We start from the raw sequence: 24,722 nt of genomic DNA, 5'->3' as shown, positions 1-24,722 counted from the left end.
GTGCTGCGCCCTCCCGCCCCAAGCCCACCCGGTCGGTCACCGGACAGACACCCTCAACTACCGGGCAGCAGGTGGGAGGCTTATAGGCAGATTGTAGGAAGAAAGTCGACAACTTTCGATTTCGTCCGCCAGAAACGGAGACTTGGCTGGCCGCTATGCGCCATCAGTAGAAGTTGGATCGACGTCCATGAGCGGACATCCGGTTTCGTAAGGCCGTCCGGTGTTGACCCGTCTCGACCTTCATCTCTGCGCGTGCCCCTGTCCAAAGAGGACGCGCAGAGACAATCGTCGTGCTTCAGCGGATGCCGCCGCTGGCAGTGATGTCCTCGCCGGTCAACCAGCGAGCATCATCGGACGCGAGGAACGTAACGACTCCCGCGATGTCGTCCGGTTGGCCGGCACGGCCAAGAGGCGTCTGTGCGATGATGCCCGCCTCCATCTCGGAACCAACCACACCGGCAGTATGCGTGCCCTCAGTAATCACCAAGCCGGGGCTGACCACGTTGACCCTGATCTTGCGCGGAGCCAGCTCATTGGCGAGCACACCCGAGATCGCGTTCACCGCGCCCTTGGTCCCCGCATAAACCGCCGCAGTCGGCGTATGCACATGGGTGATGGCCGAAGAGATATTGATGATACTTCCGCCCTCACCGAGATGCTTGGCAGCTGCCTGGGTCGCCTGCAGCACGCCAAGCACGTTGACGTCGAAGAGGCGGCGGTAGTGCTCCTCGGTGACCTCCTCGATCGCTGCAAATTCATAGATGCCGGAATTATTGACGAGCACGTCGAGATGGCCGAAGTGCCCCACTGCCGCGTCGATGAGACCCTGCGCCTGAGCGGCATCGGAGACGTCACCCTTGACCGCAATGGCTTTGCCCCCGGATACTGTAATGGCCTCCACGACGGCGTCGGCGCCGGCCTTGCTCGACGCGTAATTGACGACGACTGCTGCGCCTTCCCTGGCCAATGCCTTGGCAATTCCAGCACCAATGCCCTTCGATGCGCCGGTGACGACGGCGACCTTGCCCTCAAGCTTCGACATGTATGCTAACCTCCATGGGCGCCAGCGCCGGAATGGTCGCTTTCGTCCCATAGTTCGGAACTTCGGAACTGTTGGAGCGCGGATCAAGCCCCCATATGAAGAAATCATGAGGCCTCTGTTCCACCCCGCGATTGAGGACGTGTCCCCGGAAGCGGTCCTGCATGCGCTCTCGGACCCAAGCCGTGCCGCGATCTTTGCCAACATCATGCGGGCGGGGTGCGTTGAGGCCTGCTCGGCCCTTTCCGCGGTCGGTGACCGGGTGATCCCGAAATCGTCACTGTCGAACCACTTCAAGGTGCTTCGCGAGGCCGGATTGATCCGTAGCGAGCGTCACGGCATCGAGATGCGGAACTATTCGCGGTGGGCCGAGGTGAACGCTCGCTTTCCGGGCCTGCTGGCTGCCATCATCAACGCCTACGCTTCAGACGCCGGGGATACCTCCCGATCGTCGAGGACATCGCCTCCAGGGTAACGGCGCGGCGAACGTCCGCTTCCAAGACTACCGTGTCAGCGGACGTTCGTCCTGCGGTGCTCCCTCGGCAGCTTGCGCATGCTGACCTTATTCGATCCCCGTGAAGCTCTGGGAGGCTGTGGGGAAGGCAACGGCGTCCTCGCCTCAGGTGAACCTACGGATCCTCGCGCGATCTGCGGGACGGACCGGGAACGGGGTTGGTGCCAGTGCCAGGATAGGGCTCCACTTGGCGCTCCAGGCGGAGATGGGTCTTGCGTCGCCACCGAAAGCGAGGTCGAGGAAGGCCAGAGCCGCTTCGGCCGTCGCCCGTTTGACCTGCGGGTTGAGGTCGACCCCGCCCGTGTAGGCACGGTCGGTGAAGACGCTGTGGGAGCCGCCCTGGAAGACTGCGAGCATCTTCTGCTGGGACCCCACGTACCCGTAGACGTCGAGACGATCCTGCACGGGTGAGTACCGTCCAGGAAGTCGGATCACGTCCTCAGTCGCGGTCACGTGCAGGGTCGGAACGTTAACGGCGCCGAGTACGGCCCCAAGATCCGTCTCGCCGTAGAAGGGTGGCGCCGAGATGACGATGCCGGCTTTGAAGCGATCGTCGCGGTGCTCGACGGTCCTTCCCTCCCGCACGACCTTGGCGCCGGTCACCACGAGGGTTGTATTGGCGCCATAGGAGTGCCCCGCCGCGACGATCCGACGGCGATCGATCAGGGTGTGGAAGGCGCCAACAGTAGGGTCCGACATGCGGTCGAGGGCAAAGCGAAGATCCTCGGCCCGTGCCACCGCCTCTTCCTCCTGCGTCGCCACGTCGAGGCGGTCGACGAGCTCGATGAGGTTGCCGCGCCAGATCTCGCGGTCGCTGGCAGCGTGCTGCACGTGGAGGCTGGCCACCCCATGGGCTGACCAGTGCCGGCCAAGGTAGCTGTAGCCGAAGCGCGACCCGCCGAGACCGTGCGAGAACACGATCAACGGAACCGATCCTCGCCGCACGCCAGCGGCCGGCCAGTAGAGCCGGGCCGGAACAGGTCTCCGGCGACCTTCATCGACCCAGTCGAAGTCAACGACCCGAACAGCCCCGACGTTTGGTGCCGCTCCGGCCGAGTTCGGCAGCATGGCGAATGCGGCAGATCCGACGAGCATCGCGCCGAAGGCGCGACGACTTGGCGGCAAAGGTTCGCTGGGGCCGTCAACCGTTCCGGTACAGACCACATTGCCGCGCGTGTCGTCTGCCATGCCGCCTCGCCGCAGATCACAGGAAGGGCGCGCCGCTGACCTTGACGTCGATGGCGGAGCGAAATGGGGAGTGGCGTGCGGCGATGGAGAGGCCTCACGCACCAGAACCGTTGCACGAAGGCTTGGCCGTCGCCGGTGTGCTCGCGCACATGGGGGCTGTGAAAGAGATCGTGCTCGGGAGCCGCGGCGCAGCTGACGTGGCCGTCCATCCCGGTCGTCCGCCTCCACTAGATCGGACAGGCCGGAACCGACACTCTCAAGGTCTCCTAGGTGTCAGAAGAGCCGTTGGCGCCCCGGCTTCGTGCCGGTGAGCCCGTCGCCCCACGCCTCACACCACCGGACTCCGCCGCGTCTCCGGCATGATCAGCGCCAGCAGCGCCAGCCCCGCGAAGCCGACGATGGCCAGGCCCAGGAAGGCGGTCTGGGTGCCCAGCCGGTCGGCCATGATGCCGGCGAGCGAGGTCGAGAGGGCGGCGCCGATGCCCATGGCGGTGCCCACCGCGCCGAGCGCCAGGTTGAAGCGGCCGGTGTAGCGGGTCGCGTCCGAGACCACGAGGGGCACCATCACGCCGAACACCGCGGCCGAGATGCCGTCGAAGACCTGGATCGCCACCAGGAGCTCCGGGCTGTCCGTATAGGCGAAGAGGAGCCCCCGGATGGGGAGCGCGGCGAAGCCGACGAGCAGGAGCGGGCGCCGGCCCCAGCGCTCCGCGGCGCGGCCGATCGCGGGGCCCGTCAGCGCCAGCACCACCTGCGGGACCACGATGCAGGCGGCGATGAGCACGGTGGCCGTCTCGCTGGCGCGCAGGGTGAGCCGGCTGCCCACCAGCGGCAGCATCGCGGCGTTGGCGAGGAAGAACAGGGTCATGCAGGCGCCGAAGCACAGGAGCGCCCGGTTGGTGAGGAGCGCGCGCACGGAGCCCTCGGGCTCGGGCGCGCGGGCCTCCTCGGCGCGCTTGCGCGGCCCCCCCGGCTCGCCGGAGCGGATGAAGGAGAGCGCGATGAGCGTCGGCACCATCAGCGCGGCGGTGAGGTAGAAGACGGCATCGTTGGAGAGGTAGTAGCCGCAGGCGCCCATCCCGGCGGCGGCCACGGCGTTGCCCAGCGCTGAGAAGCTCGCGTTGCGCCCCAGCCGCTCGCCGGCCCGCGCGTGGCCGACGAGGCCGATGCTGATGGCGGCGATGGCCGGGGTGAGCACGCAGCTCGCCGCGGAATGCAGCGCCATGGCGAGCAGCACGATGAGGAAGTTCGGCCAGACCGCCAGCGCCAGCGCGCTCAGCGCGATGGCGACGACCGAGACGCCGGCCGCGAAGCGGCGCGAGCGCACCGCGTCCACGAAGGCGCCCCCAGGCATCTGGCCCAAGAGGCTGACGAGGCTGCCGACGGTGAGCGCGAAGCCGATATCCGTCTGCGTCCACTTCGCCTGCGTGAAGTACACGGCGAGGAACGGCCCGAAGCCCGTCTGGAGGTTGGCGACGAAGAAGGTGAAGCCGTCGAGGCCCCGGCTGCTCGCACGCGCGATGGCGGTCATCTCGGGGGTCGTCTCCGCTGCCGGATCGGCAGCCGCGGGGCGCCGCGGGAGCGGGCGCGCGCGGACGTCGGATCGCGGCACGTCGCGGGGGGCGACGGGGCGGCGGGTGTAGGGCCGGGGTGCCGTCATTTCTCGGGCGGCTTGTCCGGGGAGGCGGCAGGCGCGGGCGGGGCCGGAGCGGGCGGCACGGCCGTGGCCTGATCGCCCTCGGGCGGGGCGCTCGGGCTCGCGGGGCCGAGCACGACGATGGGCTCGCCGGGCTTGTACTCGGGCGAGACCCGGACCTGGTTGCGGCTGAGCTGGAGCACCGGCCGGCCGGGCTTGCCGTCCGCCGCGAAGCGCAGCGCGCGCCAATCCACGGCGATCTTGCGCGAGCCGACGCCGAGGAAGCCGCCGAAATCGATGATCGCGGCGCGCGGGCGCCCGTCCTTGTCGAGGACGATGTCGATGATCCGGCCCATGTCCTCGCCGGCGGCGTTGCGCACGCCCTTGCCGAGGATGCCCTCGTAATCCTGCGTGTCGAGGACGGTGGCCGGCGTGCCCGTGGGCATCACCGCGGGCGGGGCCTGCACGGCCGGCGCCGGCGGGGCGGGAGGCGCCTGGACCGCGGGCGCGGGCGGCGGGGCCGGCGGCGCGGCGGGGATAGGGGAAGGGGCGGGCGGCGCGTCGGCCTGGCCCGCGGGTTCGCCCGGGGGCAGGCCCTGCGCGCCCGCGGCGCCGGCCCACAGCGTGATCGCCGCGGCGATCGTCGAAAGAAGTCTCGGCACGGAAATTCCTCGATCAAGCGTCACGCCGGCACCCTCCGCACAACAGCGACCCGTCTGCACCGTTCCGCCTCGGGGCGGGTCGCGGCGCCGGCAACGCAACGCGGTTCTGCGCCGCGACCTGGGCGAAGTTGTGGATGAGGGCATTCCGGCCACCGGCCGCGTAGGCGCAAGAAGCAGGCCGCGCAACGCCCTTTCCGGCCGTTTCCCCGATCGCGGCGTCGATGGCCCCCGAAAGGCGCCCGCCCCCGCCCGATTCCTGCCTTGCACAGGGGAACCGGGCGGCCGGGAAGACAAAACCTTTCAAAGCCCCTAAGGAAGGCCTCGTCCGGCGCCCGCAAGCTTTGCGCGCCGGGCCGGCCATCGGCCCCCGGGTGTCGCCCGGCCGGTCGCCCTGGCCCCAGCGACGGAGTGCGATGTCGGCGCGCCGCCTCATTTCCGGGATCGGCCTCGGCGGCGCGGCGCTCGCCCTCGTGGCCGCCTGCCTGCCCTGGTCGGTGACGCAGCCCGGCCTCGCCGACTTCGTCGGCCGCGAGCTCGCGAAGACCTACGGCGTCGCGATGCTCGCCGAGGGGCCGACGGAGGTCGCGCTGCTGCCCCTGCCCCGGCTCGGCTTCTCGGGCGTCAGGCTCTCGGCCGGCGCGGCCGACGGCCCGGTGCTGGCCGAGGGCGCGACCCTCTCCCTGCAGCTCAGCCTGCTCGCGCTCCTCTCGGGCCGCGTCGAGGTCAGCGCCCTGGCGATGGAGGGCGGGACGATCGTCCTCTCGGCCGAGGAGGGCGACGCGCGCTGGGCCGGCCCCCTCGCGAAGATCGCCGCGGGGCTCTCGGGCGACGAGGGCGCCCATCCCCGCCGCATCAGCCTGACCCGGGCGACCGTGGTCGGGCGCGACCCGCGCGACGGCCGCGCGCAGACGGCGCGGGACGTCGACTTCACCCTGTCCTGGCCGCTCTGGAGCGCCTCCCTCGACCTCGCCGGCGGCTTCGCGGCCCGGGACGGGACGGCCCGCTTCGCGGTCACGGGCCTGCGCCTCGGCGACCTCATCGCCGGGGGCGACAGCCCCTTCGCGGCCACGGCGAGCTGGCCGGCGGGCAAGCTCGCCATCGAGGGCCGGGGAAGCCTCGCGGAGGCGCTCCGCCTGGCCGGGCGCGGCAGCATCGAAACCACGTCGCTCTCGGAGACGCTGGCCTGGACGGGCGGCGGCGTCGCGCTCTCGCCCTTCATCGAGGCGCTCGTCCTGGAAGGAAGCTTCGAGGCCCGGGGCCGCACGCTCCTGATGCCGGCCCTGCGCGTCAGCGCGGGCAGCAACCGCCTGGAGGGCGCCGGCTCGATCACCTTCGAGGGCACGCGGCCGGCCATCCAGGCCACGCTCGCCTCCGAGACCCTCAACGTCGCGCCGCTGCTCGCCGGAACGCTGCGCCTGTTCGGCCTCGACGCTCCCCCGGAGGGGGATGCCGGGCCGGAGCTCGCGCTCGCGCCGCTGACCGGGGGGGACCTCGACCTGCGCGTCTCGGCCGGCACCGCCCGCCTCGGGCCCGTTCTCCTCGAGGACGTGGCGGGCGGGGTCCTGGTGCGGGCGGGCAGCATCGAGGCCTCCCTCGGCCGGGCCAGCGTGAAGGGCGCGACCGTCAAGGGCCGGATCGGGCTGACCGCCTCGGCGGCCGACCACGCGCTGACGGAGGTCCGGACGCAGGGCGCCCTCGACCGCCTCGACCTGGGCGCCCTGCTGATCGACCTCGGCCAGTACCGCTGGGTGCTCGGCGGCGCGCAGGGCCACTTCGCCTTCGAGGGCCAGGGACGGCGCGCGGGCGACCTCGTGCGCAGCCTCAGCGGGCGGGCCAACCTCTCCATCGACGGCGGCACCCTGGCGGGGCTCAACCTCGCCGAGATGGCGCGCGACGCGCCCGTCACCCGCTCGCTGACCCGCCGCACCGGGCGCACCGATTTCGAGCGCGCGGCCGTGACCCTGCGCTTCGCCGGCGGCATCGGCGAGATCGTCGAGGGCTCGCTCAAGGCGCAGGCCCTGACCGCCTCGCTGCGGGGCATGGTCTCCCTGCCCGCGCGCAGCTTCTCGGCCCGGGCCGAGCTCGCGCCGAGCGGGCTCGACGCCGCCTCGCGCAATGCCACCCTGTTCGAGATCGGCGGACCCTGGGACGCGGTGACGGTGCGCCCGGCGGGCAAGGACGAGCCGGGCTCCCGCGGCTCCGCCGATCCGCTGCGGCCCGCCACGCAGCCGGCCGGCCTGCCGGCGGCGATGCGGGCCTACGCGCCCTGAACGCCGGGGTCCTCAATTCCGGTATTCGATGACGGTGTCGATGCGGTGCCTGGAATCCTGCCCAGGACGCACGCTCATGGAAGGCCTACGGAAATCAGAGCCAAGTGGGCGGCGATGCCGAGGAAGGCGAGGAAATTGAGGGTGAAAACCTGTCCGCGCAGCGGGACGTTATCCGTCAGCGTCTGAACCAGCATATGGGCGACGCGGCCGGCGACGAAGGCCCAGGCCATGGCCACGTCGAACGGCGTCACCGCGTCGAGCGCGACGAGAAGGGCGACACAACCGACGAACAGGACCGGGAGCTCGAACTGGTTCGCGAGATTGCGTGTGACCCGCGCGATGCGTAGCGGCTCACTGCGTCCGAGTACGAAGGCGTCGTACTTGACTTCACCGCGCCGCACCGCCAGCGTCCTGGCGACGGTCAGCCAGATGTAGAGTGCCACCATCAGCCCGATCTGGGCGATGACCGGCTGAAGGATGTAGATTTTCATTTCTGCCTTGCTCTCGCTGCGGGACCTTGGGTCGGCGTGAGGAGCCCGAGGAACCGGCGCGGGAGCGCCTCGGACCGAGGCCGACCGGAAGACCGCGCCGGGCGGTCACGGTCAAGGCGCCCGAGACGGCCGCCCCGAACTGGGCTCGCATCGCGCCCTTCACGAGGCGGCGGGCCGGTTTCCAGATGAGGCCGAGCGCCGACGCGTATGGCCCGATCATCACGGTCGCGATGTCGGGGCTCTGCAGAAGGTGTCCCACGGCAACCGTGACGTGGACCAACGTCGTGACGATCCCGCCCCCTTGACAAACCGGTTAGTCTGTCCTGTTATTTCTGTCATGACAGAAGAAACAGTCGTTACTGGAAGCCTTCCCGCCGCCGTCGAGCGCTTCGTGCTGCACTGGGGCGACCTCGGTGGTCAGTGGGGCGTCAACCGCTCGGTCGCGCAGATCCACGCGCTCCTCTACCTCTCGGAGCGTCCACTCACCGCCGACGAGATCGCAGGCACGCTCGGCATCGCCCGATCGAACGTCTCGACCTCGCTCCGCGAGCTGCTCGGCTGGAACCTGATCCGCCGGGTGCCGGTGATGGGCGAGCGCCGAGACCACTTCGCCGCCGAGACCGACCTCTGGGAGATGGTCACGCGCATCGCCGCCGGCCGCAAGGAGCGCGAGATCGACCCCGCCATCGCGGCCCTGCGCGTCTGCGTCGCCGAGGCCGACGGCGACCCCGCGGTCGGGGCCGTCGCGCAGCGGCGCTTGCGCGCCATGCTCGAGTTCACCGAGACGATGGAGGGCTGGTACGGCCAGATGCTCAACGTGCCGCGCGGGACGCTGTCCAAGCTGATCCGCCTCGGCGGCCGGATCGTGAAGTTCCTGCCCTCCAAGGGTGAGCCGTAAGCCGCATCAGACGGGCTGCGGGCCATACGCTCGTGACCCGCGGACAACGACATCCGAGCTCTAAGCCCAGGGAGGTCCCGATGGGTAGCACGGTCTCAGTCAGCGCAAGATCAACCCCCGAACCACGCCCGGCGCGCGCGCCCGACACCGGGGGCGATCTCCTGGACCTTCGCTTCCGGGCGCTGATCCCGGAACGGGACTGGGCAGGGCTGTCACCGGCCGTGCGGCGCCGTTTCGGCAAGCGCCTCGCGCAAGGGACGAGCGCGGTCTATGTCGGGCGGGTCGTCGCGGTGCGTTTCAGCTGCCTCGGCTGGCTCGCGGCGCAGGGCGCGCGGCTGATCGGCGGCCCGCTGCCGCTGGAGCGTGAGCCCGGGCGTGCCAGCGTCGTCACCGTGACCGAGGACCCGGAAGGCGGCGGTCAGGTCTGGACCCGGCTCTACGCCCGCGCCTGCGGCTTCCCGCAGGTGATCCACTCGGCCAAGCGCTTCGCCGGTCCGACGGGGCTGGAGGAGCATGTCGGTGCAGGCGTCGGAATGACCCTCACCGTCGCTGTGATGGACGGGGTGCTCGGCTTCCGTAGCGGGCGCTACTTCGCCGCCTGTCTCGGGCGGCGGGTGTACCTGCCGGACTGGCTAACGCCCGGCGCGCTCACCGTCACTCACGCCGAGGCCGGGTCGGACGAGCCCATCGGCGCCTTCCGCTTCACCCTCGACATCCGCCACCGGTGGTTCGGGCGGCTGATCCGGCAGGAGGCCGTCTTCCGGGACGCTGAGCCCGCCGATCAGGAGGGGGTCGCATGAGCACGATGCCGACGTTCGGCGCGGACGGTCGCTTCGGCGCGCGCCTGACCGCGGCCGAGGTCGCGAAGAGGGCCTCGAACCGTGCGACGGCCGGGATATCCGTGGCTGCTGCCTTTTTCAGCCAAGTCGGTAAGCTGATCCGACTGTTCCGCGGGCAGCGCGCCTCGGTGCGCGTGGTCCGGCATCAGCTTCGGCGAGACAGCAACCGCTCGGAGCTTGCCGAGGGGCCGATCATCGTCTTCGACGCGGTCTGCGTCCTGTGCTGTGCGAACGCGCAGTTCGTGCTGCGGCACGATCGGGCCGGGGTCTTTCGACTTGCCTCCATGCAGGGTGAGATAGGAACCGCGCTCTACCGATCCTCCGGCATCGACCCGCGCGATCCCGATACGCTGATCGTCGTCGATGGCGACGTGGTCCTGCGAGGCAGCGACGCCGTTCTGGCGATCTACGGCGGATTGGGCTGGCCCTGGAGGGCGGCGCTGGTCTTGAAGCTCGTGCCGCGTCGCCTGCGCGACCCACTGTACCGATGGGTCGCTCGTCATCGCTACCGCCTCTTTGGAAGACGCGAGAGCTGCTGGGTGCCGGGGCCGGAACATGCGGGCCGCATCTTGTGAATACGGTCCTCGTTCTGGGCGGATACGGCGGTTTCGGTGCCCGCCTCTCGCGCCGCCTCAGCGAGGATGGATGGCGGGTGCTCGTCGCCGGGCGCAGCTTCGCGAAGGCGAAGCGGCTGGCCGCAGAGCTGCCTGGAGCGGAGCCGCTCGTCGCCGACCGCAATGCCGACCTGACCCCCTTGCTGAGGCAGCATCGGCCGCTTCTTCTGATCGATGCGGCCGGCCCGTTCCAGGGAAGCGGCTACCGGGTGGCCGAGGCCTGCATCGCCGAGCGCGTCCACTACATCGACCTTGCCGACGCGCGCGCCTTCGTCTGCGCGATCGGCGACTTGGACGAGCGCGCCCGCGCCGCCGGCGTCGCCGTCATCTCCGGGGCCTCCAGCGTCCCGGCCTTGTCCGGCGCGGTTCTCGCCGAGTTGGCGCGAGGCATGGACAAGGTGCGATCGGTCGCGATGTCGATCTGCGCCTCGAATCAGGTGACGGCCGGCGCGTCGGTGGCGACCGCGATCCTCAGCTATGTCGGAAAGCCTTTTCGCGTGTGGAAGGGCGGCATGTGGCAGGAGGGGATCGGGTGGCGGAGACTTCGGCGGGACGTCTACGCGGTCGAGGGACGGCGACCCCTGCGCCGCTGGGTCGCCCTGGCCGATGTGCCTGACTACGAGCTCGTGCCCGAGAGCCTGCCGGGACGGCCCTCGGTCATCTTCCGCGCCGGCCCTGAGGCGGCTTTCCAGGTTTTCGGGCTCTGGCTGCTGTCGTGGCTCGTGAGCTGGGGCTGGGTGGATAGCCTGACCGGCCTGAGCCGGTGGCTGCTGCCCCTCCAGCGCCTGACGACGGGCCGGGTCAGCGGCCGTTCGGCGATGGCTGTCGAGGTGAAGGGGATCTGTCGCGGTGTTCCCACGATCAGGCGCTGGACGCTGGTCGCGGAGGATGGTTGCGGTCCAGAGGTTCCGACCTTGGCGGCGCAGCTTCTCGCACGAGACATCCGGCAGGGCCTGCTCCCGGTCGGCGCGCGACCAGCCGGCGACCTCTTGCGGGTAGCCTCGTTCCGAGAGCTGTTTGCTGCCCTCTCCATCAAGGACGAGATCACGACCACCCGGTATGAACCGCTCTATCGCCGCATCCTCGGCCAGGGGCTCGACAGGCTGCCTGGACCTGTCCGCGCGATGCACGACGCTATCGGGGACGGGGGAGCAGCCGGAACGGCGACGGTCGTCAGGGGCAAGTCGGGACCCGCCCGTCTCATCGGCGCCGTCATGCGCTTTCCGCCCGAGGGTACCCACCGCGTTCACGTGACCTTCGAGGAGGAAAACGGCGCCGAGCGTTGGACCCGCAGGTTCTCGGATCGCAGCTTCTCCAGTGCGATGAGCCAACAGGGCAAGTTCCTGGTCGAGCGCTTCGGCCCCCTGCGGTTCTTCTTCAGCTTGCTGCCGGATTCCAGCGGCCTGAAGATGGTGATGGCGAAGTGGAGTCTCCTCGGCATTCCGTTGCCGCTGTCGCTGGCGCCGCGGAGTCTGGCGAGCGAGACAGGCGTCGAAGGCGCGTTCCACTTCGATGTCTCGATCACCCTTCCGCTGATTGGGCTGATCGTGCACTACAAGGGCCGCCTCGCCCTGGATTCGACGGAGCCGAGGATGAGCCCGGCGCCCGCCATGAACTAATTCTGGTGTGGCTGCTCCGATCGGGCTCCGGCCCTACGCCGTCCGGGCCTTGCGCCCCGTCAGCCAGGTCGCGGTCAGCGCCAGCAGGGTCACGAGGCCGACGATGAGGGTCGAGGCGGCGTTGATCGCCGGGTTCACCCCGAGCCGGACCTGGCTGTAGATGCGCATCGGCAGGGTCGTGGCGCCGGGGCCCGAGACGAAGCTCGCGATCACGAGGTCGTCGAGCGACAGGGTGAAGGCGAGCAGGAACCCGGCGACGAGCGCCGGCGCGATCAGCGGCAGGGTGATCGTGGCGAAGACCCGCAGCGGCCCGGCGCCGAGATCGGCGGCGGCCGCGGTGAGCGCCGGGTCGAGGCCGCGCAGGCGGGCGCCGACCACGATCGCCACGAAGCCGAGGCCCAGCGTCGCGTGCGCGATCACCAGGGTGACGAGGCCCCGGTCGAGCCCGATCCCGACGAAAAGGAGCAGCAGCGAGAGGCCCGTGATCACCTCGGGCATGGCGAGCGGCGCGTAGACGAGCCCCGCGAACAGGCCCCGCCCCGGGAAGCGCCGGCCGTGGTCGAGGGCGAGCGCGGCGAGCGTGCCCAGGATCGTCGCGAGGAGCGCGGCGGCGAGCGCCACGCGCAGCGAGACGAGGGCCGCGGCCATGAGCGGCCCGTCGGCGAGGAGCACGCCGTACCAGCGCGTCGAGAACCCGCCCCAGACGGTGACCAGCGCCGAGGCGTTGAAGGAATAGGCGACGAGCACGAGGATCGGCGCGTAGAGGAAGCCGAGGCCGAGGATCAGCGCGAGGCGGCCGACGGGGCTCACGGCGCCGCCTCCCGATGCCGGCGCGACTCCCGGAAGAGGACCGGCGTGAGGACGATGCCGAGGAGCAGGATCGCCACCGCGGAGGCCAGCGGCCAGTCGCGGTTGGAGAAGAACTCGCTCCAGAGCACGCGCCCGAGCATCAGGGTGTCGGAGCCGCCGAGCAGGTCCGGGATGATGAACTCGCCGACCATCGGGACGAAGCAGAGGAGCGCGCCGGCCGCCAGGCCCGGACGCGCCAGCGGCAGCGTCACCGTCCAGAACACCCGCGTCGGGGAGGCGCCGAGATCGGCCGCGGCCTCCTCCAGGCGCCGGTCGAGGCGGGAGAGCACGGCGTAGAGCGGCAGCACCATGAAGGGCAGGTAGGCGTAGGCGAGGCCGATCAGCACCGCCGCTTGCGTGTTCAGGATCTCGAGGGGCTGGGCGATCAGGCCGATGCGGAGCAGGACGGCATTGAGCAGGCCCTCGGTCTTGAGGATCGCGATCCAGGCGTAGATCCGGATGAGGAAGCTCGTCCAGAACGGCACGATGACCAGGGCGACGAGGAGCGGCTGCCAGCGCGCCGGCGCCCGGGCCAGCGCGTGGGCGATGGGCGTGCCGATGGCGAGGAGGATCGCTGTGGCCGTCGCAGCCAGCCCAAGCGAGGACAGGGCCGCGTCGCGGTAGAGCGCATCGGTGGCAAGCGTCTCGTAATTGGCAAAGTCGAGCGCTTCGAGGAAGGCGCCCCAGCCGTCGATGCCGCCGCTCCAGTCCAGCACGGGCAGATAGGGCGGCTGGGCGGTCGCGGGGATCGAGAGGCTGATCTTCAGGACGATCAGGAACGGCAGCAGCACGAAGGCGCCGAGCCAGAGGAACGGGATCGTGGGGAGCAGCAGGCGGGCGAGGGCGCGGGTCGTCGTCACGGCAGCGCCCCTGCGGAATCGAGGCGCGGGTCCCCTCTCCTGGAAGGAGAGGGACAGGGTGAGGTGTGGGACCTTTCCGAAGAAGTCGCCCTTCCCCGCACGGGTGGAGCGCAGCGGAACACGATCCGGGGCCTAGCGCGCGAAGCCGCGAAGCGTCCAAGCGTCGGCGCCATCCATCGTGAGCCGCTGGCGCGGCCGTCTGCGCGCTGGGTCCCGGATCGCCTTCCGCTGACGCTGCAGGCGTCCGGGAAAGGGCGGCGGAGGCGGGGCGACCAGTTCGGAGAGGCCTCGCACCTCACCCCAGCCCTCTCCTTCCAAGAGAGGGAGTTCGGTCTTGCTGGCGGATATCCCTTCATGCCGGCAGCACGCTCGCGGCCTTCGGCGCGAAGCCGAGGCGGACTTCCGTCCCCGCGCCCTGCTCGTCGGTCGGCACCGCGACAGTGACGCGCAGGACGCTGCCGTCGGCCATGCGCAGGCGGTAGCGCAGGCGGTCGCCGAGATAGGTCGTCTCCTCGATCGTGCCGGGGATGCCCTCCGTCCGCCCGGGCGGCAGGATCGCCAGGCTGTCGGGGCGAAGCGCGATCACCACGGCACCCTCGCCCGGATCGTCCTCGCGGCTGGCGACGGCCAGCGGGCCGAGCCCCGTCTCGACGATCCGCAACCCGTCGGCGCCGAGAGCGCCGAGCCGGCCCTCGATCAGGTTCACGTCGCCCAGGAGCCCGGCGACGAAGCGCGTGGCCGGGCGGCGGTAGAGGCTGCGCGCGTCGCCCACCTGGACGAGCCGGCCGCCCTCCATCACGCCGATCCGGTCGGCCATGCTCATGGCCTCGCCGGCATCGTGGGTGACGACGACGAAGGTGGTGCCGAGCCGTCGCTGCAGGGCACGCAACTCGCCCTGCGTCTCCTCGCGAAGCGCCCGGTCGAGAGCGCCGAGCGGCTCGTCGAGGAGGAGCACCGCCGGCTCGCGGGCCAGCGCCCGGGCGAGCGCCACCCGCTGGCGCTGGCCGCCCGAGAGCTTTTCGGGGGAGCGCGCCTCGAACCCTTCGAGGCGGACCAAGCGGAGCAGCGCGGCGACGCGCTCGGCCATCGCGGCCCGGCTCAGGCCCATGCCCTTCAGGCCGTAGGCGATGTTGCGCGCCACGCTCATGTGCGGAAACAGGGCGTAGGACTGGAACATCATGTTCACGGGGCGCCGGTGCGGCGGAAGCGGCGCGAGGTCGAGGTCGCCGAGATGGATCGTGCCGGACTCGGGCGACTCGAAGCCGGCGATCAGGCGCAGCAGCGTGCTCTTCCCGCAGCCCGAGGGCCCGAGCAGGCAGAAGAACTCGCCCCGGGCGAGATCGACGCTCACGTCGTCGACGGCCCTGTGACCGCCGAAGCGCCGGGTCAGGTTCGCGAGGCGGAGGAGCTTGGCGGTCTCGGCGGGGTTCTGTGCGAGCAAGGCGGTCGGCGGGTTCACGGTCGGCCAAGGTCGGCCCGTTATGTCACGGCGAATGCTGGATGATCCGGCGGCGATGGGCAATCCCGGCCGGGGCTGCGCCGCTGCTGCGAGAAGCGGCGGCCATTGGGCACCTGTCCGGGATCAGGCCGGGGCGTGGAGAGAACGCGCATCCGCCTGGACGGCGAAGGACCGGAAGGCGCGCACGAGATGCCGATCCAGCTGCCGGCTCATACTTTCGAGGATTCCGTAGGCCCGCTCGGCGGCCATCGGCGCCCTGTAGGCGCGTCGTTCGATCAACGCGCCGTAGACATCGCAGATACTGACGAGCCGGACGAGATCGGGAATGTCCGCGCCCTGCAGCCCATCCGGATAGCCCGACCCGTCGAGACACTCGTGATGCGAGCGGACGACGGAGAGAATCTCGTCGGAGAAACCGCCTCCGAGAAGCATCGCATGCCCGTCGCCGGGGTGCCTCTGCATGATCTCCCGGTCCTCGGCGGCGAGGGCGGCGGGCTTGTTCAGGATGTGCTCGGGGACCTTCGCCTTGCCGATATCGTGCAGGAGCGCGGCCTGGGTCAGGCGTTCGCAATCCGCCTCGGCGAGGCCGAGGGATCGGCCGAAGCCGGCCGCCAGCCCGGCCACGAGCAGGCAGTGCTGGTGGGTCGCGTCGTCGAACCGCCAGACGATGTCGAGCCAATCGCGGATGCCGGCCACGCGGATTGCCTGCTCGACGAGCCTCGTGCCCGTCGCAATAAGCTCCGGCTTGATCGCGAGGCCGCCGCGGGCCACGTCGAAGATGCGGGAGATCGCGGCCTCGGCCGCAGCGATGCTCTGCTCGACCTCGCTCGGCGGAGTCGCGCCGACGAGCGAGGCCAGGACCCTCAGCTTCTCGCCGCCGGGCGCGTCCGAACGCAGAATCCGCGTGGCCCCCAGCACGTCAGCCTGGAGCCGCGAGCGCGAGGTCTCCTCGTTCAGGAGGCAGAGGAAGGATGGCTGGGCTACCTTCAGGCGGTCGAGCTGCCGCCGCAGCCCGGCAATGACCGCCGATTGCACGAGGGAGGCATCACTGACGACTGCGCGGACTACGTCGGCGGGCGGCGCGAGCGAACGCTGATCAGGATCGAGCAGATCGAGCACGAGGCAGGGAGCGAGAACGCTAAATTCACGGGCCAGGCGCTCGCCGCGCGCCGGTGTGTCCGTCAGGATCAGGATGGAATCGGCCTGCGGCCTCGCTGGGAACGGCGCAGCTTCGTCCGGCGATACATGCGGCACGTGGCAAGGCCTTATCCGGCAAACCTCTCGGACCCTGCATGTCGGAAGCGGGTTAACAAATTCGGTGTTGGGCTCGCTTTGATCAGGTCTGATCCCCGCGGACATTTCCCAGCGGGACGCCACTACAAATATTGCGACGACCTACCGGGCTGAAGGGGCAAATCGATGGCCGAGGCAGGCTGGGCGATGGTCGCACGACGATCAGGCCCGGGCCTCGGCCCGATTTCGGCCTCGTCCGGGATGGTTGGGGCCTTCACGTGGCGCGGCGTCCTGCCGACCCCATGTTGCGGGCCGGAACGCGCCTCAGCCGTCCTCGCGCAACGCCTCGGCGACGCGGGCCTCGAGAAGGTCCGGGCGGCGCAGGACCAGGGCGCCGCGGGTGCGGTCGATCAGGCCCTCGCTCGCCATCACCGTGAATTCGCGGGTCACCTGCTCGCGGCGGCAGCCGATGCGGGCGGCGAGCACGTGGTGATAGGGCGGCGGGGTGACGACCCGCTCGCCGTCGGTCCCGGCGCGGGGCACGGAGAGGCGCAGGAGCTCCGAGTAGAGCCGGTGGCGCAGGTCGAGGAGCGCGTGCTCCATCAACCGGGTGTTGAGCTCGCGCACCCGCTTGGCCAGCAGGCGGAACAGCCGGTCGGCGATGGCCTCCGAGGCGAAGAGCATCTGGCGGAAGACGGCGGCCGGCACCACGCAGACCTCGCCGCGGGTGAGCGCGGTGACGTTGGCCGATCGGCCGATCCCGTCGAGCGCGGCGAGCTCGCCGAAGAAGGCGCCGCCGCGCATCTCGCCGAGGATGACCTCCTTGCCCGATTGCGAGCGGTTCAGGATGCGCACCTCGCCCGAGGCGAGAAAGTACACGTCCGTCGAGATGTCGTCGTAGTCGACGATGACCTCGTTCTCGTCGAACCGGCGCCAATGGCAGCGCGTCTCGTAGGTCGACAGCTCGATGCCGGGATCCTTGAACAGCGGAATACTCGCCAGCCGCCCTGTCGCCACGTTCGATACTCCCCCAGCCGCGCGGGATCGTTACGCCCCAGCTTGGCAGGGTCAAGTCGCGGCCGCCCCGCCCGCGGCTTCCGGCGCCGTTTCGCGCAACTTCTTCACAGGCAGGGGTTAACGGCCCGGGAGGCCGAGGACCGGCGCATTGGCCCGAGCCTTGCTCTCTCATCCGCCGAGGAGCGATCGTAGTCACGGAGCGTGGGGGCTCGCCTTTCACCAACCCTTTGTCATTCCGGGGCGCCGCAGGCGAGCCCGGAACCCAGAACCGCGCCGGGTGCCAGCATGGCTGTGTCGGCGGCTCTGGGTCCCGGGCTCCGCTCCGCGGCCCCGGGATGACAAGGGTGGTCAGCAGGGAGAGTACGCCACGCGTGGTCCGTGAGCACGACAGCTCTCCTGCGAGGGAAGAGGCATGGACGTCGAGCTGATCCGGCTGACGAAGCGCTACGGCGGCACGCTGGCCGTCGACGCGATCGATCTGAAGGTCCCGTCCGGCGCCTATTGCTGCCTGCTCGGGCCCTCGGGCTGCGGGAAGACGACGACGCTGCGCATGATCGGCGGGCACGAGACCGTCTCGGGCGGCGACGTGGTGATCGGGCCGAAGGCGGTGGGCGACGCGACGCCGGCCCAGCGCGGCACCGCGATGATGTTCCAGAGCTACGCCCTGTTCCCGCACCTGACCTGCCGGGACAACGTCGCCTTCAGCCTGCGCATGCGCGGGATGGGCAAGGCCGAGCGGCGCGCCAAGGCGATGGCGATGCTCGACCTCGTCCAGATGGCCCACCTCGCCGATCGGCTTCCGGCCCAGCTCTCGGGCGGGCAGCAGCAGCGGGTGGCCCTGGCCCGGGCGCTCGTCACCGGCCCGAAGGTGCTGCTCCTCGACGAGCCGCTCTCGGCGCTGGACCCGTTCCTGCGGGTGCGGATGCGGGTCGAGCTGAAGCGCATCCAGGCCGAGCTCGGCCTCACCTTCATCCACGTCACCCACAGCCAGGAGGAGGCGATGGCGCTCTCCGACCTCGTCGTGGTGATGAATGCCGGCCGCATCGAGCAGGCGGCGGACCCGCGCACCGTGTTCGAGCGCCCGGCCACGGCCTTCGTCGCCCGCTTCATCGGCGGCCACAACGTCATCACCCTGCCCGACGCGACGATCGCGGTGCGGGCCGACCGGATGCGCCTCGGTGCGGAGGCCGGCGACGGCGCCGTGCCGGCCCGCGTCGTCGCCGTCGAGTACCAGGGCACCAGCGTGCATGTCGGCCTCGAAGCGGAGGGCCTCAGCCCCTCGGGCGGCGGCGCGAGCCCCGTCACCGCGATCCTGAGCGACGGCGCCTATTCGGCCCGTCCCGTGGCGCTCGGCGACGTGATCCCCCTCGGCTGGGACGCGAGCGCCGCCCACCGGCTCCAGGCCTGACCGACCCCTTCTTCAACGACCAGAGGAACTGTTCATGAGCGACACGATCCGGTTCACGCGGCGCACGCTGCTCCAGGGCGCCGGCGCCACCGGCCTCGCGGCGGGCTCGGGCGCGATCACCGGCTTTCCGGCCGTGATCTCCGCCGAGCCCGTGACCCTGCGCTACCTCGGCACCGCCGTGAACCAGTCGAGCGACATCGCCCGCAAGGTGAAGGAGGATCTCGGCATCACGATCGAGTACGTGCCCGTCGTCACCGACGAGGTCACGAAGCGCGTCGTCACGCAGCCGAACTCCTTCGACATCGTCGACAGCGAGTATTTCAGCCTGCGCAAGCTGATCCCGACGGGCAACCTGATGGGCATGGATGCCAGGCGCATCAAGAACGCGGACAAGATCACCCCGGTCTTCACCCGCGGCGAGGTGGCGGGCAAGAAGATCGGCGACCAGGGCACGGCGCCCAAGAAGGTGTTCTACCTCGAGGGCCAGACCTCGACGAAGTTCGCGGGCGAGCCGACCCAGTGGATCACCCTGATCCCGACCACCTACAACGCCGACACGCTGGGCATCCGCCCCGACCTGATCAAGCGCCCGATCACGAGCTGGAAGGAGCTCCTGAACCCGGAGTTCAAGGGCCGCGCCTCGATCCTCAACATCCCCTCCATCGGCATCATGGACGCGGCGATGGTGATCGAGGCCACCGGCGACTACACCTATCCCGACAAGGGCAACATGACGAAGGCCGAGATCGACCGCACCATCAAGGTGCTGATCGAGGCCAAGCGCGCCGGCCAGTTCCGGGCCTTCTGGCAGGATTTCAACGAATCCGTGAACCTGATGGCGTCCGGCGAGACGGTGATCCAGTCGATGTGGTCGCCCGCCGTCACCAAGGTGCGCTCGCAGGGCGTGGCCTGCACCTACCAGCCCCTCAAGGAGGGCTACCGCGCCTGGGCCTCGGGCTTCGGCCTGCCCAAGACGCTGAGCGGCAGGAAGCTCGACGCTGCCTACGATTTCATCAACTGGTTCCTCTCCGGCTGGGCCGGCGCCTACCTCAACCGCCAGGGCTACTACTCGGCGGTTCTGGAGACGGCGAAGGGGCAGATGGAGCCCTACGAATGGGCCTTCTGGATGGAGGGCAAGCCGGCCGAGCGGGACATCAAGGGCCCGGACGGCTCCGTGCTGGAGAAGGCCGGCGCGGTGCGTGACGGCGGCTCCTTCGAGAGTCGCATGGGCGGCGTGGCCTGCTGGAACGCGGTCATGGACGAGAACACCTATATGATCCGCAAGTGGAACGAGTTCATCGCGGCGTGAGCAGGGTGATGCGCCAGAACGCACTCTCCTCCCCCTTGTGGGGAGGAGCCGGAGGTGGGGGTGGCTGGGCGACCCGCCCGCTCGCCAGGCGGAACCACCCCCACCCCTACCCCTCCTCACAAGGGGGAGGCGAAACGCGATGACCGACCTCGCCCTCCCCGCCCTCGCGGACGCTCCGGCGAAGCCCGCGGCCGCCGGCCTCACGGCCCGGACCCGGCGCGCCCGGGCGCTCGCCTACCTCCAGGCGGCGCCGATGGCGCTCGTCTTCCTTGTGTTCTTCGTGGTGCCGCTCGCCCTCACCCTGATGGTGAGCTTCTGGGAGTACAACGAGTACGAGATCATCCCCGCCTTCACGCTGCAGAACTACGCCGACATCTTCGAGGGCTGCCTCTCGGGCTCGGACCTCTGCACCACGGCCCGCACCTACCTCTCGACCCTCAAGTTCTGCTTCCTCACCTGGGCTTTCACGCTGCTCATCGGCTTCACGGTTGCCTATTTTCTCACCTTCCACGTGCGCAGCCCGACCACGCAGATGGTGCTGTTCCTCGTCTGCACGATCCCGTTCTGGACCTCGAACGTGATCCGGATGATCTCCTGGATCCCGCTCCTCGGCCGCAACGGGCTGATCAACGACACGCTCCGCGGCATCGGCCTCATCGACAAGCCGATCGACGGGCTGCTCTATTCCGACTTCGCGGTGGTGCTCGCCTTCGTGCACCTCAACACGGTCTTCATGATCGTGCCGATCTTCAACTCGATGGCCCGGATCGACCGCTCGCTGATCGAGGCGGCCTACGATGCCGGCGCCACGGGCTGGCAGACCCTGTGGAACGTGATCGTGCCGCTCGCCAAGCCCGGCATCGCCATCGGCTCGATCTTCGTGATCACGCTGGTGATGGGCGACTTCGTCACCGTCGGCGTCATGGGCGGCCAGCAGATCGCCTCGGTCGGCAAGATCATCCAGGTGCAGATGTCGGTGCTGCAGTTCCCGGCGGCGGCGGCCAACGCCGTGGTGCTGCTCTGCGCCGTCATGGTGATGATCCTGACGATGTCGCGGCTCATCGACCTGCGGAAGGAATTGTGAGGTGACCAGCGACCGGCCGCGCGGCCCCGCCTTCTACGTCCTCGCCCTGTTCTTCGCCGGCTTCGTCGCCTTCCTCTACGGGCCGACGCTGACGATCCTGGTGCTCAGCTTCCAGGGGCCGCAGGGCGGCCTGACCTTCCCGATGAACGGGGTCTCGACACACTGGTTCTCCAGGCTCTGGGCAGGGGTGGGCGTCGTCGACATCTGGGCGGCGCTGTGGCGCTCCCTGAAGCTCGGTATCGTTGTGATGCTGTTGACAGTCGTGGTGGCCTTCTTCGCGGGGCTCGCCTTCCGCAAGCACTTCCGCGGGGAAAGCCTGCTCTTCACCGTCGCGATCGCGAGCCTGATCGTGCCCTCGATCGTGGTCTCGCTCGGGATCGGTCTCGAGTTCCGGCTCATCGACGACGGGATCAAGGCGCTGGCCGCGGCCACCGGCTGGGGCTTCCTGCAGGACCACGGCACCGCGATGGGGCTCTACACCTCGGCGCTCGGCGCGCATCTCACCTGGACGCTGCCCTTCGGGCTCCTGATCATGTTCGCGGTCTTCAACCGCTTCAACCCGGCCTACGAGGAGGCGGCGCGCGACCTCGGCGCCACCGGCCCGCAGATCCTGCGCCACGTCGTGGTGCCGATCCTCGCGCCGGCGCTGGTCGGCGTCGCGCTGTTCGGGTTCACCCTATCCTTCGACGAGCTCGCCCGCACCAGCCAGGCGATCGGCGGCCGCAACACGCTGCCGCTGGAACTGCAGGGCCTCACCACCACCGTGACGACGCCGGAGATCTACGCGCTCGGCACGCTGACGACCGGCGTCTCGCTGGCGGTGATCGGCGCCGCGCTCGGCGCTGCCGTCTGGATGCAGCGCCGCCGGGCGCGGCGGAGCCTCATCGGCTGAGGCCGCTCAGCGGGCGGCGTTCAGCGAGCCGGTGGTGCGGATGTCGCGCAAGGCGGCGAGCACATCGGGGCCGTAGGCCGGCGGGGCCGGGAAGCGGACGGCGAGCCGGCCGTCGGCCTTGGCCGTCACGACCGGGGCGACCGGCGCATCGTAGCGGTGGGCCAGGGCCGTCGTCGCGGCCGAGGCCAGAACGAGGGCGAAGGCAGTGGAAACAAACCGGGGGGACATGATCATTCCGTTCATACGTCGGCGCGCAGGGGCAATCCGTGTCGGCGCGCAAGGGTGGGAGACCGGGATATGGCCCCGCTGACCCCACCGCGAGGTGCGCCTGGGCACATCGGCATGCAATTCTGGGCTTGACTCGCGGGTGCTGGGACCCAGCCATGTTGTTGGCTCATGAGGGTCGTCGTACGGGTTTACCGGACGGTAAGGACTGGCCGGATCGCTTCGGTTGGGCGCACCGCTGGTCCTCGAAGAAGGGTCGTCAGCCGTCGCAAGGATCGTCGTCATGCGCGGGAGCCACGACGGGCACCCTCTCCCAGGGGGAGAGGGTTGGGGTGAGGGGCGTGCCCCATCCGGAGAGTTCACTCCCCTCACCCTGTCCCTCTCCCCCTTGGAGAGGGGACCCGCGGGTCATCCGCGAAGCCGAACCGAGCAGACAGAAACCGGTAAAGGCCGACTCGCCCGCGCCGCTCAGCCCTTCGGCGCGCGCGCCCCGAAGATCGCGGTGCCGACCCGGACATGGGTCGCGCCCATCTGGATCGCGGCCGGGTAATCGGCGCTCATCCCCATCGAGAGGATCGGCAGCCCGCAGCGCGCGGCGATGGCCGCCAGCAGGGCGAAATGCGCCGAGGGCGGGTCGTCGGCCGGCGGGATGCACATCAGGCCCTCGATCGCGAGCCCATACGCGTCGCGGCAGGCGGCGAGGAAGGCGTCGGCCTCGGCCGGCGAGACGCCGCCCTTCTGCGGCTCGTCGCCGGTATTGACCTGGACGATGAGCTTCGGCGCGCGCCCGGCCCGCGCGATCTCCTTGGCGAGCGCCGCCGCGAGCGAGGGCCGGTCGAGGGAATGGATGGCGTCGAACAGCTCCACCGCGTCGCGGGCCTTGTTCGATTGCAGCGGGCCGATCAGGTGGACCTCCGCGTCGGGGAAGCGCTCGCGCAGCCCCGGCCACTTGCCCTTGGATTCCTGGACGTAGTTCTCGCCGAACAGCCGCTGCCCCGCCTTCAGCGCCGGCAGGATGCCCTCGGCCGGGACGGTCTTGGAGACGGCGATCAGCGCGACGGAGGCGGGATCGCGCTCGTTGTCCTCGGCCGCCCGGCGGATGCTCGCGCGCACCTCGGCAAGACCGGCGGCGACGTCGGCCTGGCCGACCGGCGGCTTCGCATCGAGGATCTGGCTCTGATCGGTCATGAGCCCTCCTTGCGGCGGCGGCGCCCGGACATCAAGGCCCGCCCCCGCCCTCGCCATCCGTGCCGCCCGCCATATGCTGATGCTCCTCGTCCATGAAGGGAGCCCGGCCCGATGTTCGATACGCCCGCCGACGCCCAGGCCCAGCTCGCGCGCCACCTCTCACGCCCGCAGGTCGAGATGGTGGTCGCGGCGCTGGTGCCGACGCTCGTGTTCCGGCCCCTGCCGAAGGGCGGGGAGCGGCCCGGCGGCACGCGGATCGGCGGGACGCCAGACCTTCCGCCCGGCCTTGCCTGGCCGCGCCGGGCCGTGCCTGCGGACATGGAGGCCATCGCCCGTCGCGGGAACGCGGAGGCCGGCGAGGAGATGCGGCGGCACTTCCGCAAGGAGCTGCCCTACGCCTTCTTCGCGCAGGTCGACCTCGCCGAGGCGCGAGCGCGGGGCGGACCCGCCCCGGACCTGCCGGGCCACGGGCGGCTCCTGTTCTTCTACGACCTCGCCGCCGGTCCCTGGGACACCGGCACCGAATCCGCCCGGGTGATCTGGGACGAGAGCCCGGTCGACAGCCTCGCACCGCAAGCCATGCCGCCGGCCCTCGCGGCGGCGGCGGAAGCCGAGCGGGGGGAGATCGCCAAGAGCAATCGGCAGTTCAAGCTGCCTGCCCCGAAACCGGATGCCGGCACAGCCTATAGCGGCCCGGCTCGGCCGATGCGGCTGCACGCGACCCTGCGTCCGCCAGCGCTCTGGAGCCTGGAGATGGAGGCAGCGCCCACCCTGCAGGCGGCGCTCGCCCGCAGCAGCAACGGCGAGAACCGTTTTCGCGATGCCTACCAGGACGTCTTCGCGAAGGCGTTCGATACGCATGGCGGTGCCGCCGATGAGGGGCGGCGCAACCAGCTCCTCGGCGCGCCCCTGCCCGAGCAGGACGACCCGCGCTTCGCGGCGGAGGTCGTCACGCGCTTCGGCGTGCAGCACCTCGACCGGGAGAGGCGCCAGGCGCACAGCGCCGAGATCGCGGCGGGCGCGCGGACGTGGCGCCTGCTCCTGCAGATCGACGTCGCCGACTTCCAGCAGGAGCGCGCGGAGGGCACGGTCTACTTCCTGATCCGCGCCTCCGATCTCGCCGAGCGGCGCTTCGACCGGGTGATCGCGGTCTACCAGCAGACCTGAACCGCTCACCGCTCCGAACTTGGGGGTAACGGCGCGGTTCGCCACGGGTTGAACCGCAACCAACGTCATTCCGGGGCCGCAACGCGGAACCCGGAATCCATAGCCGCGACCTGCGCCAGGTATGGCTGCATCGGCGGTTCTGGATTCCGGGTTCGCTTGCAGCGCCCCGGAATGACGTCGGTTGGTGATCCGATAGGATATGCCTTGCGCGAAGAGCTTGCCGCTCACCCGAACTCGGAGCCCCGCTGAACCGCCTCAGCG

At 70.3% G+C, this 24,722-nt stretch carries 23 protein-coding genes; 11 read left to right on the top strand and 12 right to left on the bottom strand.

Annotated features, from left to right (window positions below; genetic code table 11):
* Nucleotides 1–295: 295 nt before the first annotated feature.
* Nucleotides 296–1,042, bottom strand: coding sequence for a glucose 1-dehydrogenase (locus tag MFF55_RS18520; protein ID WP_238245582.1), 747 nt, complete (start codon nucleotides 1,040–1,042; stop codon nucleotides 296–298).
* A gap of 106 nt (nucleotides 1,043–1,148) precedes the next feature.
* Between MFF55_RS18520 and MFF55_RS18515 the strand changes: the two genes are divergently transcribed.
* Nucleotides 1,149–1,514, top strand: a complete 366-nt coding sequence (locus MFF55_RS18515) for an ArsR/SmtB family transcription factor (protein WP_238245581.1) — start codon at nucleotides 1,149–1,151, stop codon at nucleotides 1,512–1,514.
* A 144-nt stretch (nucleotides 1,515–1,658) separates the two neighbouring features.
* Here MFF55_RS18515 and MFF55_RS18510 read toward each other — a convergent pair whose 3' ends face one another.
* The 3 genes from MFF55_RS18510 to MFF55_RS18500 form a co-directional block, all read right to left on the bottom strand.
* Nucleotides 1,659–2,477 carry an alpha/beta hydrolase family protein gene (locus tag MFF55_RS18510; protein WP_283206764.1) on the bottom strand — a complete coding sequence of 273 codons (819 nt, stop codon included), beginning with the start codon at nucleotides 2,475–2,477 and terminating at the stop codon, nucleotides 1,659–1,661.
* Between the two features lie 592 nt (nucleotides 2,478–3,069).
* Nucleotides 3,070–4,401: an MFS transporter gene (locus tag MFF55_RS18505; protein WP_238245580.1), complete on the bottom strand. Its 1,332-nt coding sequence runs from the start codon at nucleotides 4,399–4,401 to the stop codon at nucleotides 3,070–3,072.
* A complete protein-coding gene (locus MFF55_RS18500; protein WP_238245579.1) occupies nucleotides 4,398–5,039 on the bottom strand; it encodes a PRC-barrel domain-containing protein in 642 nt (213 codons plus the stop codon). The genes MFF55_RS18505 and MFF55_RS18500 overlap by 4 nt, the downstream gene beginning before the upstream one ends.
* Before the next feature lie 413 nt (nucleotides 5,040–5,452).
* Between MFF55_RS18500 and MFF55_RS18495 the strand changes: the two genes are divergently transcribed.
* Nucleotides 5,453–7,309 carry an AsmA family protein gene (locus tag MFF55_RS18495; RefSeq protein WP_238245578.1) on the top strand — a complete coding sequence of 619 codons (1,857 nt, stop codon included), beginning with the start codon at nucleotides 5,453–5,455 and terminating at the stop codon, nucleotides 7,307–7,309.
* 74 nt (nucleotides 7,310–7,383) lie between these two features.
* Here the strand turns inward: MFF55_RS18495 and MFF55_RS18490 are convergent, their stop codons facing one another.
* On the bottom strand, nucleotides 7,384–7,800 hold the full coding sequence (locus tag MFF55_RS18490; protein ID WP_238245577.1) for an MAPEG family protein: 417 nt from the start codon (nucleotides 7,798–7,800) through the stop codon (nucleotides 7,384–7,386).
* 337 nt (nucleotides 7,801–8,137) lie between these two features.
* On the opposite strand from MFF55_RS18490, the gene MFF55_RS18485 reads away from it, so the two are divergent.
* The 4 genes from MFF55_RS18485 to MFF55_RS18470 all read left to right on the top strand — a co-directional run bounded on the left by MFF55_RS18485 (nucleotide 8,138) and on the right by MFF55_RS18470 (nucleotide 11,770).
* Complete coding sequence (locus MFF55_RS18485) at nucleotides 8,138–8,698, top strand: GbsR/MarR family transcriptional regulator (RefSeq protein WP_238245576.1); 561 nt, start codon at nucleotides 8,138–8,140, stop codon at nucleotides 8,696–8,698.
* An 80-nt stretch (nucleotides 8,699–8,778) separates the two neighbouring features.
* Nucleotides 8,779–9,498 carry a DUF4166 domain-containing protein gene (locus MFF55_RS18480; RefSeq protein WP_238245575.1) on the top strand — a complete coding sequence of 240 codons (720 nt, stop codon included), beginning with the start codon at nucleotides 8,779–8,781 and terminating at the stop codon, nucleotides 9,496–9,498.
* A 173-nt stretch (nucleotides 9,499–9,671) separates the two neighbouring features.
* The gene (locus tag MFF55_RS18475; protein ID WP_238245587.1) at nucleotides 9,672–10,112 is read left to right on the top strand and encodes a thiol-disulfide oxidoreductase DCC family protein; all 441 of its coding nucleotides are present in this window, start codon (nucleotides 9,672–9,674) and stop codon (nucleotides 10,110–10,112) included.
* Nucleotides 10,109–11,770 (top strand): saccharopine dehydrogenase family protein, encoded by a 1,662-nt coding sequence (locus MFF55_RS18470; RefSeq protein WP_238245574.1) that lies wholly within the window; start codon nucleotides 10,109–10,111, stop codon nucleotides 11,768–11,770. The genes MFF55_RS18475 and MFF55_RS18470 overlap by 4 nt, the downstream gene beginning before the upstream one ends.
* Nucleotides 11,771–11,803: 33 nt before the next feature.
* On the opposite strand, the gene MFF55_RS18465 is transcribed toward MFF55_RS18470, so the two are convergent.
* The 5 genes from MFF55_RS18465 to MFF55_RS18445 all read right to left on the bottom strand — a co-directional run bounded on the left by MFF55_RS18465 (nucleotide 11,804) and on the right by MFF55_RS18445 (nucleotide 17,188).
* Nucleotides 11,804–12,580 (bottom strand): ABC transporter permease, encoded by a 777-nt coding sequence (locus MFF55_RS18465; RefSeq protein WP_238245573.1) that lies wholly within the window; start codon nucleotides 12,578–12,580, stop codon nucleotides 11,804–11,806.
* On the bottom strand, nucleotides 12,577–13,479 hold the full coding sequence (locus tag MFF55_RS18460) for an ABC transporter permease (RefSeq protein ID WP_238245572.1): 903 nt from the start codon (nucleotides 13,477–13,479) through the stop codon (nucleotides 12,577–12,579). The genes MFF55_RS18465 and MFF55_RS18460 overlap by 4 nt, the downstream gene beginning before the upstream one ends.
* A gap of 352 nt (nucleotides 13,480–13,831) precedes the next feature.
* The gene (locus MFF55_RS18455; RefSeq protein WP_373874833.1) at nucleotides 13,832–14,938 is read right to left on the bottom strand and encodes an ABC transporter ATP-binding protein; all 1,107 of its coding nucleotides are present in this window, start codon (nucleotides 14,936–14,938) and stop codon (nucleotides 13,832–13,834) included.
* A gap of 123 nt (nucleotides 14,939–15,061) precedes the next feature.
* Nucleotides 15,062–16,192, bottom strand: a complete 1,131-nt coding sequence (locus MFF55_RS18450; protein ID WP_238245571.1) for an HD-GYP domain-containing protein — start codon at nucleotides 16,190–16,192, stop codon at nucleotides 15,062–15,064.
* A gap of 303 nt (nucleotides 16,193–16,495) precedes the next feature.
* Complete coding sequence (locus tag MFF55_RS18445) at nucleotides 16,496–17,188, bottom strand: Crp/Fnr family transcriptional regulator (protein WP_238245570.1); 693 nt, start codon at nucleotides 17,186–17,188, stop codon at nucleotides 16,496–16,498.
* 412 nt (nucleotides 17,189–17,600) lie between these two features.
* Here MFF55_RS18445 and MFF55_RS18440 point away from each other — a divergent pair, with 412 nt between their 5' ends.
* The 4 genes from MFF55_RS18440 (at nucleotide 17,601) to MFF55_RS18425 (ending at nucleotide 21,881) form a co-directional block, all read left to right on the top strand.
* Nucleotides 17,601–18,596: an ABC transporter ATP-binding protein gene (locus MFF55_RS18440; protein WP_238245569.1), complete on the top strand. Its 996-nt coding sequence runs from the start codon at nucleotides 17,601–17,603 to the stop codon at nucleotides 18,594–18,596.
* Nucleotides 18,597–18,630: 34 nt separating this feature from the next.
* A complete protein-coding gene (locus tag MFF55_RS18435) occupies nucleotides 18,631–19,905 on the top strand; it encodes an ABC transporter substrate-binding protein (protein WP_238245568.1) in 1,275 nt (424 codons plus the stop codon).
* Between the two features lie 139 nt (nucleotides 19,906–20,044).
* The gene (locus MFF55_RS18430) at nucleotides 20,045–20,989 is read left to right on the top strand and encodes an ABC transporter permease (protein WP_238245567.1); all 945 of its coding nucleotides are present in this window, start codon (nucleotides 20,045–20,047) and stop codon (nucleotides 20,987–20,989) included.
* A gap of 1 nt (nucleotide 20,990) precedes the next feature.
* The gene (locus MFF55_RS18425; RefSeq protein ID WP_238245566.1) at nucleotides 20,991–21,881 is read left to right on the top strand and encodes an ABC transporter permease; all 891 of its coding nucleotides are present in this window, start codon (nucleotides 20,991–20,993) and stop codon (nucleotides 21,879–21,881) included.
* Nucleotides 21,882–21,887: 6 nt separating this feature from the next.
* On the opposite strand, the gene MFF55_RS18420 is transcribed toward MFF55_RS18425, so the two are convergent.
* The gene (locus MFF55_RS18420) at nucleotides 21,888–22,109 is read right to left on the bottom strand and encodes a hypothetical protein (protein WP_238245565.1); all 222 of its coding nucleotides are present in this window, start codon (nucleotides 22,107–22,109) and stop codon (nucleotides 21,888–21,890) included.
* 465 nt (nucleotides 22,110–22,574) lie between these two features.
* Entirely contained in the window at nucleotides 22,575–23,294 is a 720-nt protein-coding gene (locus MFF55_RS18415; RefSeq protein ID WP_238245564.1) for a YggS family pyridoxal phosphate-dependent enzyme, read from the bottom strand.
* A gap of 111 nt (nucleotides 23,295–23,405) precedes the next feature.
* On the opposite strand from MFF55_RS18415, the gene MFF55_RS18410 reads away from it, so the two are divergent.
* A complete protein-coding gene (locus MFF55_RS18410) occupies nucleotides 23,406–24,461 on the top strand; it encodes a DUF1963 domain-containing protein (RefSeq protein WP_238245563.1) in 1,056 nt (351 codons plus the stop codon).
* Nucleotides 24,462–24,722: the final 261 nt, after the last annotated feature.

It is taken from the genome of Methylobacterium iners (genome assembly GCF_022179305.1).
In the GTDB taxonomy this organism is placed as follows: Bacteria; Pseudomonadota; Alphaproteobacteria; order Rhizobiales; family Beijerinckiaceae; genus Methylobacterium; species Methylobacterium iners.
The sequence above is the reverse complement of the archived record's forward strand: the minus strand, read 5'-3'. Positions and strand labels throughout refer to the sequence as shown.